The 18,431-nt window shown below is 60.8% G+C and carries 22 protein-coding genes and 1 other RNA gene; 3 read left to right on the top strand and 20 right to left on the bottom strand.

Features of this window, described 5'->3' with window-relative positions:
- Position 1: 1 nt before the first annotated feature.
- The 17 genes from KIK84_RS00320 to dnaX all read right to left on the bottom strand — a co-directional run bounded on the left by KIK84_RS00320 (position 2) and on the right by dnaX (position 13,819).
- Complete coding sequence (locus tag KIK84_RS00320) at positions 2 to 619, bottom strand: DUF3261 domain-containing protein (RefSeq protein WP_214120995.1); 618 nt, start codon at positions 617 to 619, stop codon at positions 2 to 4.
- Entirely contained in the window at positions 616 to 3,051 is a 2,436-nt protein-coding gene (locus tag KIK84_RS00315; protein WP_250207707.1) for an MMPL family transporter, read from the bottom strand. The genes KIK84_RS00320 and KIK84_RS00315 overlap by 4 nt, the downstream gene beginning before the upstream one ends.
- A 5-nt stretch (positions 3,052 to 3,056) precedes the next feature.
- Positions 3,057 to 3,767 (bottom strand): LolA family protein, encoded by a 711-nt coding sequence (locus KIK84_RS00310; RefSeq protein ID WP_214120993.1) that lies wholly within the window; start codon positions 3,765 to 3,767, stop codon positions 3,057 to 3,059.
- Positions 3,764 to 4,189: an acyl-CoA thioesterase gene (locus KIK84_RS00305; protein ID WP_214120992.1), complete on the bottom strand. Its 426-nt coding sequence runs from the start codon at positions 4,187 to 4,189 to the stop codon at positions 3,764 to 3,766. Before KIK84_RS00305 ends, KIK84_RS00310 begins: the two co-directional genes overlap by 4 nt.
- Entirely contained in the window at positions 4,186 to 5,160 is a 975-nt protein-coding gene (locus KIK84_RS16880; protein ID WP_349815884.1) for a lysophospholipid acyltransferase family protein, read from the bottom strand. Before KIK84_RS16880 ends, KIK84_RS00305 begins: the two co-directional genes overlap by 4 nt.
- Positions 5,157 to 5,921 carry a glycosyltransferase family 2 protein gene (locus KIK84_RS16875; RefSeq protein WP_349815883.1) on the bottom strand — a complete coding sequence of 255 codons (765 nt, stop codon included), beginning with the start codon at positions 5,919 to 5,921 and terminating at the stop codon, positions 5,157 to 5,159. The genes KIK84_RS16880 and KIK84_RS16875 overlap by 4 nt, the downstream gene beginning before the upstream one ends.
- Positions 5,918 to 6,298, bottom strand: a complete 381-nt coding sequence (locus KIK84_RS00295) for a 3-hydroxyacyl-ACP dehydratase FabZ family protein (protein WP_214120991.1) — start codon at positions 6,296 to 6,298, stop codon at positions 5,918 to 5,920. The genes KIK84_RS16875 and KIK84_RS00295 overlap by 4 nt, the downstream gene beginning before the upstream one ends.
- Positions 6,288 to 7,682: an AMP-binding protein gene (locus KIK84_RS00290; protein ID WP_214120990.1), complete on the bottom strand. Its 1,395-nt coding sequence runs from the start codon at positions 7,680 to 7,682 to the stop codon at positions 6,288 to 6,290. Before KIK84_RS00290 ends, KIK84_RS00295 begins: the two co-directional genes overlap by 11 nt.
- Positions 7,679 to 8,266 (bottom strand): COG4648 family protein, encoded by a 588-nt coding sequence (locus KIK84_RS00285; protein ID WP_214120989.1) that lies wholly within the window; start codon positions 8,264 to 8,266, stop codon positions 7,679 to 7,681. The genes KIK84_RS00290 and KIK84_RS00285 overlap by 4 nt, the downstream gene beginning before the upstream one ends.
- A gap of 10 nt (positions 8,267 to 8,276) precedes the next feature.
- Positions 8,277 to 8,522 (bottom strand): acyl carrier protein, encoded by a 246-nt coding sequence (locus KIK84_RS00280; RefSeq protein WP_214120988.1) that lies wholly within the window; start codon positions 8,520 to 8,522, stop codon positions 8,277 to 8,279.
- Between the two features lie 22 nt (positions 8,523 to 8,544).
- The gene (locus KIK84_RS00275) at positions 8,545 to 8,820 is read right to left on the bottom strand and encodes a phosphopantetheine-binding protein (protein WP_214120987.1); all 276 of its coding nucleotides are present in this window, start codon (positions 8,818 to 8,820) and stop codon (positions 8,545 to 8,547) included.
- Entirely contained in the window at positions 8,808 to 9,599 is a 792-nt protein-coding gene (locus KIK84_RS00270; protein ID WP_349815882.1) for a lysophospholipid acyltransferase family protein, read from the bottom strand. The genes KIK84_RS00275 and KIK84_RS00270 overlap by 13 nt, the downstream gene beginning before the upstream one ends.
- Positions 9,596 to 10,327 (bottom strand): beta-ketoacyl synthase chain length factor, encoded by a 732-nt coding sequence (locus tag KIK84_RS00265; RefSeq protein ID WP_214120986.1) that lies wholly within the window; start codon positions 10,325 to 10,327, stop codon positions 9,596 to 9,598. Before KIK84_RS00265 ends, KIK84_RS00270 begins: the two co-directional genes overlap by 4 nt.
- A 3-nt stretch (positions 10,328 to 10,330) precedes the next feature.
- The gene (locus KIK84_RS00260) at positions 10,331 to 10,720 is read right to left on the bottom strand and encodes an MAPEG family protein (protein ID WP_214120985.1); all 390 of its coding nucleotides are present in this window, start codon (positions 10,718 to 10,720) and stop codon (positions 10,331 to 10,333) included.
- Positions 10,721 to 10,767: 47 nt separating this feature from the next.
- Positions 10,768 to 11,358 (bottom strand): recombination mediator RecR, encoded by a 591-nt coding sequence (recR, locus tag KIK84_RS00255; protein ID WP_214120984.1) that lies wholly within the window; start codon positions 11,356 to 11,358, stop codon positions 10,768 to 10,770.
- 35 nt (positions 11,359 to 11,393) lie between these two features.
- Positions 11,394 to 11,723 (bottom strand): YbaB/EbfC family nucleoid-associated protein, encoded by a 330-nt coding sequence (locus KIK84_RS00250; RefSeq protein WP_214120983.1) that lies wholly within the window; start codon positions 11,721 to 11,723, stop codon positions 11,394 to 11,396.
- A 68-nt stretch (positions 11,724 to 11,791) separates the two neighbouring features.
- Entirely contained in the window at positions 11,792 to 13,819 is a 2,028-nt protein-coding gene (dnaX, locus tag KIK84_RS00245) for a DNA polymerase III subunit gamma/tau (protein ID WP_214120982.1), read from the bottom strand.
- 33 nt (positions 13,820 to 13,852) lie between these two features.
- Between dnaX and ffs the strand changes: the two genes are divergently transcribed.
- The 3 genes from ffs to KIK84_RS00230 all read left to right on the top strand — a co-directional run bounded on the left by ffs (position 13,853) and on the right by KIK84_RS00230 (position 15,757).
- Positions 13,853 to 13,949: signal recognition particle sRNA small type (ffs, locus tag KIK84_RS00240), an RNA gene on the top strand.
- Positions 13,950 to 13,973: 24 nt separating this feature from the next.
- Entirely contained in the window at positions 13,974 to 14,189 is a 216-nt protein-coding gene (locus KIK84_RS00235) for a hypothetical protein (RefSeq protein WP_214120981.1), read from the top strand.
- 404 nt (positions 14,190 to 14,593) lie between these two features.
- A complete protein-coding gene (locus KIK84_RS00230) occupies positions 14,594 to 15,757 on the top strand; it encodes a hypothetical protein (protein ID WP_214120980.1) in 1,164 nt (387 codons plus the stop codon).
- Positions 15,758 to 15,798: 41 nt separating this feature from the next.
- Here the strand turns inward: KIK84_RS00230 and KIK84_RS00225 are convergent, their stop codons facing one another.
- From KIK84_RS00225 to KIK84_RS00215, 3 genes are read right to left on the bottom strand one after another with little or no spacing between them, the layout of a single operon-like run.
- Positions 15,799 to 16,668 (bottom strand): EamA family transporter, encoded by an 870-nt coding sequence (locus KIK84_RS00225; RefSeq protein ID WP_214120979.1) that lies wholly within the window; start codon positions 16,666 to 16,668, stop codon positions 15,799 to 15,801.
- Positions 16,669 to 16,696: 28 nt separating this feature from the next.
- Positions 16,697 to 16,945, bottom strand: a complete 249-nt coding sequence (locus tag KIK84_RS00220) for a hypothetical protein (protein WP_214120978.1) — start codon at positions 16,943 to 16,945, stop codon at positions 16,697 to 16,699.
- 38 nt (positions 16,946 to 16,983) lie between these two features.
- Positions 16,984 to 18,327 carry a TIGR03862 family flavoprotein gene (locus KIK84_RS00215; protein ID WP_214120977.1) on the bottom strand — a complete coding sequence of 448 codons (1,344 nt, stop codon included), beginning with the start codon at positions 18,325 to 18,327 and terminating at the stop codon, positions 16,984 to 16,986.
- Between the last annotated feature and the right edge of the window lie 104 nt (positions 18,328 to 18,431).

The raw sequence follows: 18,431 nt of genomic DNA, 5'->3' as shown, positions 1-18,431 counted from the left end.
ATCAGGGCAAAGTGTTGATGTGCATCTCCAGGGCATGCACGGGCAATCGAATCTGCAAGGCACTGGGCGTGGGCAATTGACCGCTGTACTGCACATCCAGCCACAGCCTGCCACCCACCCACAACTGGCGCCGACCCGGCTCATCCACCCAAGTATGCGCGCCATGCAGTCCAGCCTGCACACTGGCACTGGGCCACAAGGCCATTTGCACCAGAGCGGCCAACAGGCCCGCCGTCACGGGCAAGCCCGCTGGTTGCTCTTGGGCCAAACGCGGCGGCGCCCATTGGGCTTGCATGAGCTTGGGCCCCAAGGGGCTGAACAAGGCCACTACAAACTGGGTATCGGTATTTTCTAGCTGGGCTAAAGCGGTCTCTTGCAAAGCCGGGCTGCGCACCAGCACTTGCTGCTGCACCTCAAAGCCAGTGGCATCGGCTGGCGGGCGCAAGCAGTATTGCACCCCCACAGTCAGGGGCATGCACGCAAGCCTATCTGCACCATTGGCTCCACCAATGCCGCCTACGGTGCTGCACGCCAACAGCCCAAAAGCAAGGGCACACAAACCAGCCCCCTTCACCCATCGCCACGCTGCGCTTGGCATCTGGAAAAGACACACCATCATGGGCGCTCCTGAAACCGATGGGCCGCCATCAGCCCCAACGTCCACGGCGAAAGCAGCACCGCGCTGCCCACGCCTGTGGCTATCGACAAACCAAACCCCGCCAATGCTGGAAAGGAACTGGCGGCCAATAAACCAAAGGACAGCAGCGTGGTGGCCGCAGACAGTTGCACCCCCGCAAAACTGACCGCACTGTGGCTGGCGTATTCGTACAAAAAGATGGAGTAGTTCACCCCCACCCCCAGCACCAACAGCAAGGCCATGACACCAAACAGCGTGAGTGGCAGTTGCAACCAACCAAAAGCACCCAGCGCCACCCCCAACGCCACGATGGTGGGCAGCACAATGGCCAGAGCCGGGTAGCGCCCATAGCGCCACGCCAGCAAGCCATACACCAGCACCAGCACGCCCAGCAGCCACAGCATGGCCCACTGGCGGTAGTGCGCAAACAGGGCACTCACACTGCGCGGCTTGTCCACCCACTGCACCCCGGGCACTTGCTGGGCCAGGGCTTGCAAGGCATGGGCGTCTTGCACACCGCTGGGCAGCACCAAGCTGGCATAGCCACCAGCGCCATCACCACGCCCCATCTGCGCCCCCATCCAAAGGTGACGCCAAGGTGCCGACAAGGGTGAGGCCAACCACTGCGCCACCGTCAGGGACTGCCCCTGCGCGGCGGCAAAGTCGCGCCGCAATGCCGGGGCTATGTCGGCTTGCAGCCCGGCTGCATCCAAGGTGGACTCCAAGGCACCCGCAGCAGACAGCACCTGCTGACTCCACCACGCCTCAGAGCTGTGCTGGCTGCGCTGCGATGGAACAAAGGCCGACACCGCCTGCACGGTCCCTAGCTGCAGGGCTTGCTGCAACGGGCGCAGCGCAGCGCGCAGCCGCTCTTCAGTTTGCAGCAGTTGCTCTACATCGGGCGCTTGCACCAAGAAAAACTGGCTGCTGTTGTCAAAGCCGGTCAGGCGGCGGATGGCCGCTTCTTGCTGGGACAAATCAGCATCCATGGCGATGAGCTGGCGCACATCGTCGTCCACCTGCACCCGCATCCAGCCCCCAGCAGCCAGCAGCAGTAGCAGCCCTGCCACCACCGCCCCGGTGCGGGCAGTTAAACGCTGGCGGTACCACTGCAACAAGCGCATCTGCCACTGGTGCAAGGCATGCACCCGGCGCTGGCTGGGGCGCTGCATGGCAAACGGCAACAACAAGCCCACCGTGAGCCATGCCCCCAGCAAACCCAGCATGGCAAAGCAAGCGATTTGCGACAAACCAGCAAACGGCATGAGCCACAGCACCCCATAGCCCAGCACACTGGTTCCCAAAGCGGTGGTGAGGCCAGGCCCCATAGCACGGATAGCCTGCTCGGCGTTCCACTGTTTGTCGGCCTCCAAGTGGGCGGCAAAGTATTGGATGGCGTAGTCCACCGCCTCCCCAATCAGGCTGGCTCCAAACACCAGCGTGATGAGGTGCAACTGCCCGTATACCGCCACGGTGCCCACATAGGCCAAACCCACCCCAAAGCCCACCGACACAAGCGCCCACCACAGAGGTCGCAGCGAGCGAAAAAAGGCATACAGCATGGCCAAAATGCCCAGCGTGGACAGGGCGCCGATGAAGTCCACATCGCGCTCGGCCTGGGTGCGGGCGGCATGGGCGTACAACACCGCCCCTAGCTGCAGCAGCGGCCCTGCTGCCGTGGCATTGCGGGCCTGCTCAATAGCGTGGTACACCGCCTGATCCACCGCTTTGTCATACGCTGAACCGGCTATCTGCGCAGCCACCAGCACCCAAGTCTGATCGTCGCTACGGGCCAGTAAAACGCCTTGCTGGGCTTGCAAGCGCAGGCTATTGAGCGGCAGCCCTTGCAACCAAGGCTGCAACGAGCCAAAGGGATCGAGCGCCAGCCCCAAGCCCGCATTGGTCGCCGCATCCACCGGGCTGAGTAGACGCTGCTGCAGCCGGGACAGCAAGTCTGTGCTGTGCAAGGCATCGCCCTGCGCCAGTTGGAAGCGGTAGCGCTGCAGCCAGCCTTGCCACTGCGCCATATCGGGCGCGGGCACATCCACCGTGATCTGGCTGAACGCGGTGGCGCCGCCATCGGCTTGGCGCAGTGCGCTGGCAAACTGGCGCGCCCGCGCTATGGCGGCCGCATCGTCCGGCGCTGCGAGCAAAAACACCACGCGCTGCGCGGTAAGCCCGGCCAATTGCTCTATGGCCCGTTCGGCCACTGGGTTGCGTTCGGTAGCAGGCAACAAAGCCAGTATGTCGGTTTGCACCGCACTGCGGCCCGCTTGGCGCTGCTGCTGCCACTGCAGCAAGCCCATGCACACCAGCGCCGCCAATAGCAGCAGCCACAGCACCGCACGCTGGCGCAAGCTGCGCGCCCACCACCACAGCGCTACCCTGCGCAACACGCTGCCCACCACCTGCATGGGCTTCACGCAGCACCGCCTAGCAGGGTTTGCAATTTGTCGCGCGGCAAGGTATCGAGCACGGTGTGCTCACTCAGTGTCAGGATGGTGCTATCGCCCGATTGCTCGTCGATTTGGATCAGCTCCAAATACGCCCCACCCGACACCGCAAGGCCTTTGAACAACTGCGCCACAGCGGGCTGCTTGGGGCTGAGCTGCAGGCTCCAACGAGCCACAGTGCCGCTGGCCTTGATGTCAAAAAAGTCCTGCACAGCCGCCACATCGCCACTGAAAAACGCCCGCATCACCTTGCCCACTTGCCCCAAAGCCGGGTTATCGCGGGCAGAACGCTCTTTGCGCACACCAGCGGTATCCACCTCAACCATGCGCTGATCAGTCAGCCAGTAGCCCATGCGCACCGGCGATTCGAGCTGCCAAAACAGCCCATCGGCCTGGGAAAAGACAAAAAAGCCTTTGCTCTGCAGCGGGCGCTTGAGCGCGGCCATTTGGCGCAGTTGCACAAAGCGCGCTTGCACCATGCCGTAACGGGCCAATTGCTTGCGGATTTGCGCTAGCAAATCGCCCTCAGCCGCTTGGGCCACTGGGCCACCCAGCAAACCCAAGGCAACCAGCCCCAGCAAGGCCACGCTCTGGCGACGGCCCATGACGGGCTGCGAGTGCGCCAAAGCAGCAGGAGCCACCGATTGAAAAACTATTCGGTCTACAAAATGGATCATGGTGCCCCCTGCAGCAATGCCTGCACCCGCTCTAGCAGCACGGTGGGACTGACCAGTTGCAGCTCGCCACTGCGCATGTCCACCGCCACTTGGATGGTTTGGCCTTTGGTCAGGCGTTCGCCGCTGGCTTGGTCTTGCACCTCGTAGGCAATGCGCAGGCGGTTTTCGTACTCTTGCAAGGTGGCACGTACCACCAAGCGCTGGCCAAAGCGGGCTGAGCGCACGTAGCGCAACTGGCAGTCCACCACTGGCCAGGCGTAGCCAGACTCGCGCATCTGCGGGTAGTCGTAATCCAAACGGCGCAGCAAGGCGCAGCGGCCTATCTCGAAATACTTGACGTAGTGGCCATGCCAGACCACGTCCATCACGTCGATGTCGTGAAACGGTACTTCCAGCTCTACCTCGGCAAACAGTTGCGTCATGGGGTCCGCCAAAAATCAAAAAAGTTGAACCATTGCTGGGGGTACTGCAAGGCGTAGTGGCCCAGCCTATCGGCATAGCGCTGCACCCACTGCGCCAGCGCCTGATCGCGGCCAGCACGCGGCAACTGCACCTGCTGGGCAAAAGGCTCCAGCACCACGCGCACGCTGGCCCCTTCGCGCAAGCCAAAGAACAAATACACCGGGCACTCCAGCAAATGGGCCAGCACCATAGGCCCTTGGGCAAAGGCGGCAGTCTGGCCCAAAAACTGGGCTTTCACCACACGGCCGTTGTCAAACGGTGGGGTGCGGTCACCCACAATGACTACCAGCTCGCCCTGTTCTATTTTTTGCCGCAACAAGATGGCTGTGTCTGCGCCCATGGAGCGCACTTGCAGCAGGTTCAGGGCAAAGCCCTCGTGGGCACCCTCCAGCATGGCGTTAAAGCGCACCGCGTGCTCGGTGAACACCACGGCGTTGACCACTACCTTGTGCTCGCGCGTGGCTATAGCCCGCAGCATTTCCAAGTTGCCCAAGTGTGCGCCGATCAGCAGCGCGCCTTGGCCCTGCGCTGTCTGCGCCAGCAGGCGCTGCCAGAGTGCCGGATCGGCCAGCACCACTTCGCTGGCTGGCACTCCGTCGCGCCAGGCGCGCAGCTTGTCCACGCCACTGCGGGCAAAGGCCAGCATGTGCTGGTAGCTGCGCCAGCCAGCACGGCAGCGCGCGGCCCAGCCCCGTTGCACGGTATGGCCTTGCATGGCATCCACCCGTTGCCAAAACTGCAGCGACGCTTGGCGTGGCACGCGGGCCGTGCACCAAAAGTACAGCACCACCGGGTAGAGCACCGCCATGGTGGCGCGCACACCCAGCATACGTTGGCACAGCATCAGCAGGCGCAGACCCAGCGCACTGCCGCGCTCGGCCATGCGAGCCCAGTGCGGGCTGCTGGGGCTGTGGTCAGCGGCAGGCTTCATGCTCCCACGGCCCCTTTGCTGCATTTACGCCAAAGCAATAGCGGCAGGCGCAGCAGCATGCCCGCTACCAAACGGGTGTGCATGCAGCTAATGCGCCAGTTGTCTTGCAGCATGCGAAAGTGCGACACACCATCGGGCGGATACGTCACCCGTGTGAGCAGGTTGCGCACAGGCAAACCGCGCCATGCCAAGCGCACCACGATGGCGGTATCAAAGTCCATGCGCGTGGGAATGCGCTGCTTGGCCAGCAGCGCGCAGGTAGGCATCAGTGGGTAGAGGCGGTAGCCGCACATGGAGTCGGCAATGGCGAAAGACAGCGTTTCCACCCAGACCCAAAAATGCGTGATGTAGCGCCCATACAAGCGGCCTTTGGGAATGGATTGGTCGTAAATCGGCTGGCCGCACACCACCGCCTGCGGTTCGGCCTGCGAAGTAGCGACAAAGCGTGGCACATCGGCGCAGTCGTGCTGGCCGTCCGCATCGATCTGCAGCGCATGCGTAAAGCCTGCCGCAAATGCGTGCTGCATGCCATGCATGACCGCTGCGCCCTTGCCTTGGTTGTGCGGCAGGTGCAGCACGGTGAGTTGGGCGCTCTGGGCATGCTGGGCTTGCAAGCCCTCCAGCACCGCGCAGGTGGCCGCGTTGCTGCCATCGTTGACGATGATGATGGGCAAGCCATGCACCAGCAAACGCTGCACCGTGCCGCCTATGCTGGCACCGTGGTTGTAGATGGGGATGACGATACAGCCACGCCAGCTCATGCAACACCCCACAACAAACGCCCGCTGGAGTACACCTTGTCGGCGCTGCTGTAGGCAAAGGCCAGTTTGTGCTGGGCTGCGTGCCAGTCCAAGCGCAGCTCCAACACCATGGGAGGCAGTACAGGGCTGAGAAATTTGATGCTGTCCATGCTGCGAAAGTGTTTGGTAGGCAAGTTCCAAAAATGGCGCGCCAAACGCACAGCCCAATCGATCTGCACTACCCCCGGCAACACCGGAAAGCCCGGAAAGTGGCCACGAAAATGCTCCAGCGACGGATCCACCGGCACCGACAGACGCACCGCCACCAGCGCGCCATCGGGTTGTTCTATGCGCTCGGTCAGCGTCCATTGGGGCAAGAGCAAGGTTTCAGGATTCATGGTCAAACAAGGCCAGTAAGGCTGCAGGGGGGATTTTGCCGCGCTCGTTGTACGGTAGCTGGTCTACAAAACGCCAACGACGAGGCAGCAGAACGCGGTCAAAGTACTGGTCCAAATAGGCGCGCAAGGCTTGGCGCAAGACCAGCGTTGCCAAGGTGGGGGACTCCCACTGCAGGACGGCCCCCAGCACCGGGCGTGTACCGGCCGTGGCAGGGAGTAAAACCACTGCAGCAGCCCGTACACCGGGGTATTGCGCCAGTTTGGCTTCCATATCGGGCAAGGACAGTCGCTTCTCCTCTAACTTGATGGTGCGATCCAAGCGCCCTTTGAGCACAAACCGCTGGTCGGGCAGCAACTCCACCGCATCGTCCATGCGGTAAGGGTGTGGGCCTTCTACCAAGGGGGAATGGAGCAGCAAAGCACCCTCGGCATCGACCTGCACCTGCATGCCCGGCAGGGGGTTCCACGCTTGGGGATGGTGGGCGTCATTGACATCCTGCAGGGCTTGGCGGCGCCAAGCAATGGCCCCAGTTTCGCTGCTGCCATACACCTCCAGTGGTGCTTGACCCCAGCCTTGGGCAAGGGTGGCAGCCACAGATGCTGGCAATGCCCCACCCGCAGAGAGCACATGGGTCAGCAACGGCTGCAAGGCGGCAATGGGCATCAAGTCTGGCCAGCGCGAGAGCTGGGCTGGGCTGGAGATGAGCACGCTAGGCCCCCACACCGCTAGGCGCTGCAGCAGCATTTGCGGGTCGGTGCAAGTCACGCCATCGGTGGGTACGCCCGCGGCCAAGGGCCATAGCACGCGAAAGCTCAAACCATACAAATGCTGGTGCGGGGCCGTGCCCACCACCGATTTGCCAAGCAGGCCTCCACTGAGCGTGTCCGTTGGCCCATCGCCCCACAAGGCATGGAATATGCCCACCTCCGTGCTGAGCTGGGCCAAGGTTTTGACGATGGCTTTGGGGCTGCCTGTGCTGCCCGATGTGTAGAGCGTGACGGACAACTGCTCTGCACCCAGCGGCTGCCACGCAGGAATAGGCGCGTGCACATCCGCGGCCCATGCCTCTGCTGAAGGGTCTAACGGACTAAGGGCATCAAACTGCCCTGCCAGCGACTGCACTGTGCCAGGCAAGGCATTGGGGGGTATGAGCACCTGTTTGCCTGCGTGCAACAAGGCCATGAACTGGGCACTAAAAGGCAGCAAACGGGGCTCTACCAGCAACCAACGTTGTGCAGGACTCTGTGTGTACACGGCATACCAATAGGCCACATGGGCTTGCCAATCACGCCAGCACCAGTAGCGCTGGCCATCGTGCCCCACCACAGCATCGGGGTCGCGGCCTTGCGCCAGCAAAGCCTGCAAAGGGATGTATGCACTCACGCCCGCTCCTTGAGCTCAGCGCGTGCAATGTATCGGCGGCGGTACAACCACTCGCCCGCAAAGAGCAGGCCCATCAGCACATAGGAAATACCACCGTTGTAAATAGCCCAAATGGCGCGATCCGCCTGCAACGCCGTCCACAACGAAACCGCCGCATTGCACGCCATGAAACCGCACCACACCCGTGTCACCGCACGGGTGTAGGCAATGGCTTGGGTTGGCAGATCAGGCTCAGACAGGCGAGCGATGCGCTCGACCATGCTTTGCGGCGTATACAACGAGCGGGCAAACACCGCCAACAAGCTCAGCGTGACAGCACAGGGGTATAGGCGCACCCACAACTCGCTGCCGCTCCAGCTGGCCCACAGGGCGTGCGCCACCAAGGCAGCAAACACCACCTTGTCCACCACCCCCAGGGTGCGCAGCAAGTGCATGGTGTTGGCCCAGCGCCGCAAAAGCAGCATGCCCAGCAACAGCAAAGCCACCATGCGGGGTGAACCCCAGTAGAGGCCGCCCAAAATCACCAAGGGGTAGGCCAAGGTGAGCAGTCCGTTGAAAAAGACGCGCACCGTTTGAATGGGCATGCGCAAAGGCTTACGCTACCAGCAAACCTTGCACGGTTTGCACTACATCGGCCACCGTGCGAACGGTTTTGAAATCTTCGGGCTTGATGCGCTTGCCCGTCAGTTCTTGCACCTTGATAGCCAAGTCAATGGCATCGATGCTGTCCAGATCCAATTCCTCGAACAAGTGGGTTTTCAACTCCACCCGCTCAGGGGCGATCTCGAAAGTCTGGAACAGGATGTCGCGCAGCTTGCTCAGAATTTCATCTTTTGTCATGGGTATCCCTGCTCTATCCAACTTATTTTTGTGCCTGCTGCTTTACAACCAAATCCGCTAAAGTCGACACGTTTTGAAAATATTGCCGATTATCGGCGCTATTGGCCTCCAATTGGATACCGTACTTCTTGCGCAAGGCCACCCCAAGCTCCAAGGCATCGATGGAGTCCAGCTGCAGCCCCTCGGCGCCGAACAAAGCAGCGTCGTCGGCTATGTCATCGACAGAAAAGTCTTCCAAATGAAGGGCATCGATGATGAGCTGCTTGATTTCTTGCTTGAGTGTGTCTACAGATTGCATACGTGGTGGAGTTTTTCGGTGAACATTTTTTCCATCGCTTGCGTCAAATGGCGCGCTTGTAAGGTGGGGGCTTCATCGGGGGAAAAATGCCCACGCAGATCCCATGGATCGAGCACCTCCAAACGCAGATGGAAGCGTTTGGGCGGAATCTTGTACCACTTCTGCCCCTTGGTCAAAGTAGAAGGCTGGCAGGTAATCAGCACCGGGATAAGCGGTTTGTTGTGCTTGATGGCCACATAGGCTGCCCCGCGCTGAAAGTGCAAGGCTTGCCCCGGCTTGCTGCGAGTACCTTCGGGAAAGAGCACCACCGGATGGGGTTGCTGCAGTTGTTGCACACAGTCATCAATCAATTGAGCGGTATCGGCATTGCTGATGTAGTCAGCAGCCCGCACCACGCCTCCCATAAAGGGGTTATCCCACAGGGCTTTTTTAACCACGCAGCCAGCATCGGGAATGAGTGATATGAGGGCTACCACATCCAGCAAGGAGGGATGGTTGGCCACCACCAAATAAGAACCCACCTGCTGCAAACGCTCGCCATGGATGATTTCTAGGCGCATCAAGCCCAAGGCCTGCATCAGCCGCAAGAAACGTCCAAAGGTCACGCTGACCCACCAGCGCACCCGCGCTTTGCGCACACTGGCATTGCGGGTACTGAGGCTTACCACGGGAAACACCAGCACACTCAAAACCAAAGCCCCCAGACCAAACACCACAAAACCCAGCCCGGTGGCCAACAAACGCCACCAGTAATAGTCCTCACGCACAGAATCGCTCACACCCGCTCCCAAGACCAACCGCAAGGGTGTTGCCCAGTGACAGTCCCGTTGTGCAAAGCAGCAGCCCACGCAAACGATGCCGGCTCACAGGAAACGGCTGCACAGCCCGGATCGCCGCCGCTGCCGTCCCAATAGCTGCGCCAGTTGATCCCCCCCTCTTGTGGCTGGGCATGCAGCAAAGCGGCCACAGCATGCAGAACAGGTGGATCAGCCAGCGTGCCATAGACAGACGGCACCGGTTCGTCGGCATACACAAACAGCACCGGACACTGCGCTTGTTGCGCTTGCAATGATGCTTCTAGCCAGCCCATAGCCCAAGTGTGCATACCTGCCGACACCGCGCTGATGGGCAACTGCACATTGCGCGCAATGGAATACAAGCCCGCCGTAGCGTTGAGCACGGCCAAGCTAAACCCCGTGGGAGAAACCTGTTCGCCCACGCTCATTTGGTTGAGCAGTTCGGTGGTTCGTGTGAGTTCGCCATGGCGCGAGGCGTACACGATGTGCAACTGGGTGCACGCCTGTGCACACGCATGCATGACATGCAAGCTGGCTTTGGCCAGTGGGCTCAAACGCCGCCGCTGCAGTGGCTCCACAAAATCGAGCACCCAGGGTACATCGTGCCCCGGCACACTGGGTATCCCCCAAGACGCCCAGCGACTGATATAGCTAGTCCACGTGCACGCGCTGCGTGCGCTCTGCTCAACTGGCAGCGTCTGCAAGCCCATGGTTTAACGGTAGCCGATGAACAAAATCGCGATATTGGTGAAAAAACCCAAAGCCCAAATGGCCGAGCGCACCGTGCCCATACCACCCACATAGGCCATGATGTAGAGCACTCGCAAGAAGATGTAGACAAAAGCCAACACGTCGATGCGCGATTGCACCGCATCGAGCTGGTGCGCAATGACCACCGCGCCGATGAAGAATGGCAAGCTCTCAAAACTATTGGCCTGCGCTCCGTTGGCACGGGCGCGCCAGTCGGTCAAGCTGCCCAAAAAAGCACGCGGGTTGTTGTTGTCGTAAGTACCGCCGGACTTGGCCAAGACCGCACACACAATGGGCAAAATTGCCGCGATCAGCACGCACCAGTAAGCCAAGGTGAAATGGACTGTATTCATGGAATGCTCTCTTTCTTGCCCAACGAGGAAGGGGGGTGATAAAAAAATTAACGCCTATCGACCAGCGCATGGGCAATGGTACCCAGATCGACATACTCCAGCTCACTGCCTATGGGCACACCCCGGGCCAAGCGTGTGGGGGTCATACCACGGGCCTTGAGGGCTTGGGCAATCACGTGCGCCGTCACTTCGCCTTCGGCGGTGAAATTGGTCGCCAAAATCACTTCTTTCACCACCCCATCGGTGGCACGCTCCAAGAGGCGTTGCAAACCCAAATCGTTGGGCCCCACTCCATCGAGTGGGCTGATCTTGCCCATGAGCACAAAGTACAGACCCCGATAGGCCCCCGTGCGCTCCATGGCCAACTGGTCGGCTGGGGTTTCCACCACACAGAGCTGGCTGTGGTTGCGGCTTTCATCCAAACAGGTCGGACACACCGGATCTTGCGTGAAGGTGTAGCAGCGCTCGCAGTGGCGCACTTCATCACAGGCTTGGGTCAGCGCCTGCGCCAGCAGCTGGGCACCACTGCGGTCATGTTGCAGCAAGTGAAAAGCCATGCGCTGGGCCGACTTGGCTCCCACGCCGGGCAAGCGGCGCAGGGCTTGTATGAGCGCATCCAGCGCGTGGTGTTGGCTCACCGGTGTCCCTGCCGTTGCACAGTGCTCAGCAATGCTTAGAAAGGAAACTTCATGCCACCGGGCAGGGGCATGCCAGCGGTGATCTTGGCCATTTTTTCGCTCGAAGTTTCTTCGGCTTTGCGCACAGCCGCGTTGAAGGCCGCGGCCACCAAGTCTTCCAGCATGTCTTTGTCATCGGCAAACAAACTGGGGTCGATGGTGATGCGCTTGACATCGTGCTTGCAGGTCATGACCACCTTGACCAAGCCCGCGCCCGATTCACCAGTCACTTCGATGTTGCCCAGCTCGTCTTGGGCCTTTTTCATGTTCTCTTGCATCGCCTGGGCTTGCTTCATCAGGCCTGCGAGTTGTCCTTTGTTAAACATGGTGTTCCTTGTTGGCTAAAAGCCCTGCCGTAGCAAGGCGGGTTGTTGGGGGAGACGGTTTGGGCAAACTACTGCGACAGCGGCTTGAGCGTACCGGGCACAACCCGCGCTCCGAACTGCTGCACCATGGTTTGCACAAACGGATGGTCGTGGATTATCCGCTCTGCCGCCTGTTGTTTTTCGGCCGAAGCAGCGTTCATGCGGCGCTGGGGGCAATCGGTCACACGGCCCACTTCCACCACCAAGCGCACAGCATGGCCTGCAGCAGTCAAGATAGTGGCCAAACGCTCACGTGCATTGGCGTTGTCCAACGACTGGTTCTCGACACGCAACTGCCATTGGCCTTCGTCGCGCGCAACCAACTGGGCACCAATGGCCAACTGGCGTGTGAAGGCGGTAATGCTTTGCTCGGCGTCCAACTTGCTCACGACATCAAACCAGAAGTCGCCTTCCGGCGTGGGCGTGAAGCTGGTGTTGGCGTGCGCAGGTTTGTCCAAATGCCCCGCTGCATCGGCCAGTTCGCGCACTGGCATTGCTACAATTTTTGTAGCTGCAACAGCTTGCTGCATGGGCTCTACAGGCCGATTGACCACTAAATTCGGCACATCATCAGCCAACTCCGCTTCGTCTGCATCGGGCACATAGGGAGCGTCGTAGCTCTCGTTTTCAGCATCGGGGTAGAGGTCTGTCGGCTCATCCTCCCACGGCAGTGGGGATTTGGCGGCAGGCGGTGGGGCGGCATCGCGCACGGGCAATCGCTGGCCAGGCGGGTTGTCCACAGGCACGGGGGCCGCCACTGGAGCTGCAGGTAGCACCGTCCGCACGGGAGATGCGGACGCAGCACTAGGCGTTGTGGGTTGGACAGGTGCCACCTGCAACACGGGCGCAACTGGCACCGCCACTGGGGTTGGACTTGGTGTTGGCGCTGCTGCAACAGGGGGCTTGGCTACAGCGCGCTCTGTGCGTTCAGTGCGCGTTGGAGTTTTTTTTTCAGCCCCGGGTTTGAACGTCAAGAACCGCAGCATCACCATGGAGAGCGCCGCGTACTCGTCGGGGGCCAGCCCTAGGTCGGCACGGCCATGCAGGCACATGCTGTAGAGCAACTGGGTTTCGTCTGGCGGCAGCATCTCGGCCAAGCGGGCTATCTCGGCGCTGTCAGGGTCGCTGTCGTCTTGCGGCATGTCGGGCACGGCTTGCAACACGGCCATGCGCTGCAGGCAGTTGGCCATGTCTTCCAGCGTAGAGGCCGCGCTCAAGCCCTGCTCGCGCAGGGTGGTGCAGGTGTCCACGGCCGTTTTGCCATCGTTCTCGGCCAGCGCTTGCAGCAGGCGAAACACGTAACCACGATCCACGCTGCCCAGCATTTGGCGCACATTGGCTTCTTGCAACAGGCCACCACCGAAGGCGATGGCTTGGTCGGTCAGCGACAGCGCATCGCGCATGGAGCCGCGTGCGGCACGCGACAGCAAGCGCAAAGCAGGTGCGTCAGCCTCGATGGCCTCCACCTCCAGCACGCGCTGCAAGTGGGAGTAGACCGTTTCGGGCGCCATGGGGCGCAGATTGAACTGCAGGCAGCGGCTCAGCACCGTCACGGGCACTTTTTGCGGGTCGGTCGTGGCCAGCACAAACTTGAGGTATTCGGGCGGCTCTTCCAGCGTCTTGAGCATGGCGTTGAACGCCGTGTTGGTCAGCATGTGCACTTCGTCGATCATGAAGACCTTGAAGCGCCCCTGCACTGGCTTGTACACCGCCTGCTCCAGCAGGGTTTGCACTTCGTCCACGCCGCGGTTGGAAGCGGCATCCAGCTCGGTGTAGTCCACAAAACGACCGCTGTCGATGTCGCGGCAGGCCTGGCACACGCCACAGGGCTCGGCGGTGATGCCGCCCTGCCCGTCTGCACCTTGGCAGTTGAGCGACTTGGCCAAGATGCGCGATACCGTGGTCTTGCCCACACCGCGCGTACCAGTGAACAAGTAGGCATGGTGCAGGCGCTGGCTGGTCAGCGCATTGCTCAGGGCTTGCACCACATGCTCTTGCCCCACCATTTCAGTGAAGTTGCGCGGACGGTATTTGCGGGCCAGAACCAGATAAGACATGGGGCGCGATTCTACGCGGCTACAATAGCGGCTGACGGGCCTTCCCGCATGGTGAAGCGGCCAACCGGGTCAGGTGGGGAACCAAGCAGCCCTAACTGTGGAGTCAGTGCCGGGGTCAAGGCTCGTCAACCTCTTCTACTTCCCCCTTCTTTCTATGAAACAAGCCCTCCCCCAGCGGCTTGTGAAGCCGCGCAACCCTTTTGTTGCGGCTGCCTTGCAGCGCAAAGCCGGCTCTCACACCAAGCCCCACAAATCGCAACGCCAGCACGACAAAGTGCAACTGAAAAAACTGCAAGGGCACGACCCTTTTCAGAGTGCATGGATCAACAGCCACAATGACAAAACGGCTTTTGCTCCATGCGCTTTGTAAAATTAACGTTATCACTCGTTAGAGTGATGTAATTACCTTTCATAAAAATAACAATTCTCACAGGTTGTTAGCAAACAATCTTTGGGGAATGTCATCTTCTAGAAAGGGACTCTATGCGCAACATAACGTTAAAAAGAAGTGAAAAAACGATTCTTTCAAGAATCCGTTTTACTTCCATCGCGTCTTATTGGGCTATCGGACTGGCATTGACTTCCGCCTGCACAACCGCCAATGCGGCACAGCCACTATGCCCTATCGTTGGTTGGGCAGAGGGTCTGCACCAGTACCAAAACTCCGGGGCGCAAGTCCCCACACAAGAGCCCCAAACTGACTGCCAGTTTCACCAATGGTCGTGGGAGGCCTTTGTATGGGCCACCGCCAAAGTGGGCGATAACCTGCGCTTCATGACACTTCCTACGCTGAGCGACTTGCTCAAACCACAAGGCTACACAGAGGGCGTTCGCGCCTTGGTGCTTGGCACGCGCGGGGTGATGGCGCATGGGGCAGGCAGCAAGGACGAAGAAAGCGCTGGTGCCATCGTGCAGGCCGATGGCAACATGTTGGTAGCACCCAACGGGTATCCCGTCTTGGCTTCGGTACACATGAATGCCTCGTATTTCAAAACGGCGCAAAGGAATCTGGTTTGGACCAAGGGCTACCAGACCAACCCCAACCGCGATGACTACTTTGACACCGGCGCTTTTGTGGTCAAAGCCACTTGGCTTCGCTTGGCAGAAGGGGAAATGCCACCGCTGGGGGCCTACACCACCACAGCCCAAGTTCCTATTCTGGCGATAGATAAGCGGGGCAAAAACGTCTCGCCGGTAGAAGGCAAGTTTGTCAGCGCCAAAGTAGCGCTGCTGGGCTTGCATGTTGTGGGTACCACGGTGAATCACCCCGAGTTTTTATGGGCCACCTTTGAACACAAGCTCAACAGCCCACGGTTTGACGACAACACCTTCGATATCAACAAACCACCGAATCCCAAAAACTACACGCTGTACAGAGCGGGCACTCCTATGAGTGCGACCAACATCGCCAACAACACCGCCCCTCCCATACTGCGCTTTAACGAGCAAACGCAACGATTCACGCCAAGCACCAACGCAGTGCTTTACAACAAAACAGGGGGAGAAAATCACTCTCCTGCTGGCCCCAGCAATATTGCCAATTTGAATGAATCAGCCCAGACTTTTTTGAGCAATAGCGGGTTCAAAGATCTCGCTAGCTATGACCTGATTGGCACGGTATGGCTGAAACCCAATTTCTACACAGGCAAAAACCTCAGCAAATTCGACCAACTGCAAACCCGAGCGGTAGGCTCAGTGAATTTGGCCAACAGCACAGCCGAGACATTTCAGCAGGCCGCCAGCAATCAAAAAAGGACCGAATGGAAAAACTGCTTCTCATGCCACAACACAACCGTGTATGCGCCGGGAAAACCACCGCTGAATCCTCGCCGTGTAGCCATCAGCCATGTGCTGGAGGTCGGAACGCCGTATGCAGTGATGAATAGCATCCCCATCCACAACAGTGCGGCAGAGGATGACACAGCTCCCAAGCAGTAAGCACTGCAGCCATGCGTCCGGAATATCCGGACGCTTTGGTCTCAGTGGGCTGTTGCACCCAGCAACAACACGCCACCAATGGTGGTGAGACACCCCACCAGCCGCCACAGACCAACCGGCTCACGCAGCACCAGCATGCCCAAGAGCGCGCCCATCATCATGCTCATTTCGCGGGCGGGAGCGACAAAGCTAAGCGGCGCGCCTTGCTTCAAAGCCAGCAGCACCAAGATGTAGGCCATGGGGCACAGCGCGCCCACGACGGCGGCCAACAGCCAGTAGCCGCGCATGCGCTCTAGCACCTCAGCGCGGTTACGCAGCACCCAAGGCAGCAGGGCCACCAAGCGCAACAGGCAGGCGCACCAATCCAGCACCACGGGCACTATGCCCAGCACTTTCACGGCATAGGCGTCCACCACGGTGTAGCCCGCAATGGTCACGCCCGTCATGCCGCCCCACTGCAGGCCTTTGTAGGCCGCAGGCTGGCGGAACTTGGCCATGCTGCCCTGCGTGGTGATGAGCACAATGCCCGCCACAATGGCCAGCAGTCCCCCCGCCTTGCTCCAGCTAGCCGACTCACCCAGCAGCACAAAAGCGCCTACGGTGGACATCAATGGCCCGGTGCCGCGCGCTACGGGGTAAACCACAGACAAATCCGCCACTTGGTAGCCGCGCTGCAACAGCAGCGTGTAGGCCAGCTGCAGCACACCGCTGACGGCGATGCAGGCCACGATAGGCCCACTCCACTGCGACTGACCCTGCCACAGCAAATAAACCACCCACGGCGCGTACAGCACCAATGAAAAAGCGGTGTACGCAAACACAAACGCCGCCCCAGCCGAGGCGGCGCGTTTGGCCAGCAAATTCCACGTCGCGTGGATGAGTGCGGCCAGAACGACCAGCGCTAGCGCCACAGACCGATGGGAGTGCGAGCAGCGATTACTACTCTTGCTCCAGCACGAACTCCACTGCTTCGCTCTCTACAGCGTCCAGCAGCTCGTCCAAAATGGCTTCGTTGCCCTCGCTGGTCCAGGTGTCCTCGGGGTCGGTGGCCAGCAGCGGCTCAAAGGTCATGTCCAGAAACTGGCCATCGGGCAAAGCCACCACCACGGTGCCTTCAGAGGTGGTGTGCAGCTTCCAGTCATTGGGAACGCGCAACTGCAGTTGCATGGTGACGGTGAGGTGTTGCATGGCAGGTTTCCTTGGGTAAAAAAATCGATCGGCGCGACTCAGTGGGCGTCGCGCAGGTAAGCCAGTATGCCTTGCCCAGCGGCCACGCCGCTGGCACAGCAGGCTTGCAGCAAGTAGCCACCGGTGGGGGCTTCCCAATCCAGCATCTCTCCGGCACAAAACACGCCGGGCATGTCTTCCAGCATCAGCTGCGACGTCAACACCTCAAACAGCACGCCGCCTGCGGTGCTGATGGCCTCGTCCAGCGGGCGCGCCGCCGCTAGGCGCACAGGCACGGCCTGCAGGGCGGCGGCCAGTGCAGCGTCGTTGTGCAGCACATCACGCGGCAGGCATTCGTGCAGCAGGGTGAGCTTGGTCGCGTCCAGCGGCAAGCGGCTCTTGAGATGGGCCGACAGCGAACGGCTGCCACGCGGATGGCACACCGCTTGGCGCACGCGCTCGGGCGTCCAATCGGGCAAGAGGTTGAGGTAAAAGGTGGCACTGCCATCGCGCTCAATGGCGTCGCGCAGTGGGGCGCTGCAGGCATAGACCAAGCTGCCCTCCACCCCGGAAGCGGTGGCGACAAACTCGCCCTTGCGCTGCCATACCTCGGCACCTGTCGCATCGCGCAGGCTGATGGCCACCGACTTGAATGGCTGGCCCGCGCATTTGTCCACAAAGTGCTGGCTCCAACCGCCTGCCACATCAAACCCGCAGTTGCTAGGGCGCAAATGGGCCACAGCCACACCGCGCTGGGCCAGCAGGCTGACCCACTGCCCATCTGAGCCCAAGCGCGCCCAACTGCCGCCACCCAAGGCCAGCAGCGTGGCTTGGGCGGGCACGACCACCGTGCGGCTCTCCGTGCTGCCGGGCTCGGTATGGGTGAACAGCAAGCGCTGCCAACCACGCTGTTCCCCGGCTCCATGCGCGTTCTGCCAGCCCTGCCAGCCCTGCCAGCGGTGGCGCAGGTGGAACTGCACCGGCACGGCGTGGGGGTTCTCATCCGTTTGCGGGTGGCGCAAGCGGTGCAGCCAGGCGCGCAAGAGCGGCGCGGCTTTCATGTCGGTAGGAAACACGCGGCCCGAAGTGCCCACGAACGTCTCCACCCCCAGCGCCTGCGCCCAGTGGCGCATGGCATGGTTGTCAAACCCTGCCAGCAGCGCCTCGATGGCCTGGCGGCGTGCACCGTAGCGGCCTGCAAAAGCATCAGCCCCTTCGGAGTGGGTCAGGTTCAGGCCACCGCGCCCGGCCAGCAAAAACTTGCGGCCCACGCTGGGCATGGCGTCAAACACCTGCACCGCCACACCCGCTTGCGACAGCACCTGCGCCGCCATCAAGCCAGCCGGCCCACCACCCACAACGGCCACCTGCACCGGGGCGCGCTCTTCAATCACATCAGCCATGGAATTTTTTTCTTGAGGAATGGGGGGATTGTCGGGGATGGCGCGCGCGCAGCAGCAGACCCAACCAACAAAAGAGACTGAGTACGCTGCGACAGCGACCAAGG

The organism is Curvibacter sp. CHRR-16 (assembly GCF_018474005.1).
Taxonomy (GTDB): domain Bacteria; phylum Pseudomonadota; class Gammaproteobacteria; order Burkholderiales; family Burkholderiaceae_C; genus Allorhodoferax.
Note: the sequence above shows the minus strand (reverse complement) of the source record. Positions and strands in the feature narration are given on the sequence as shown.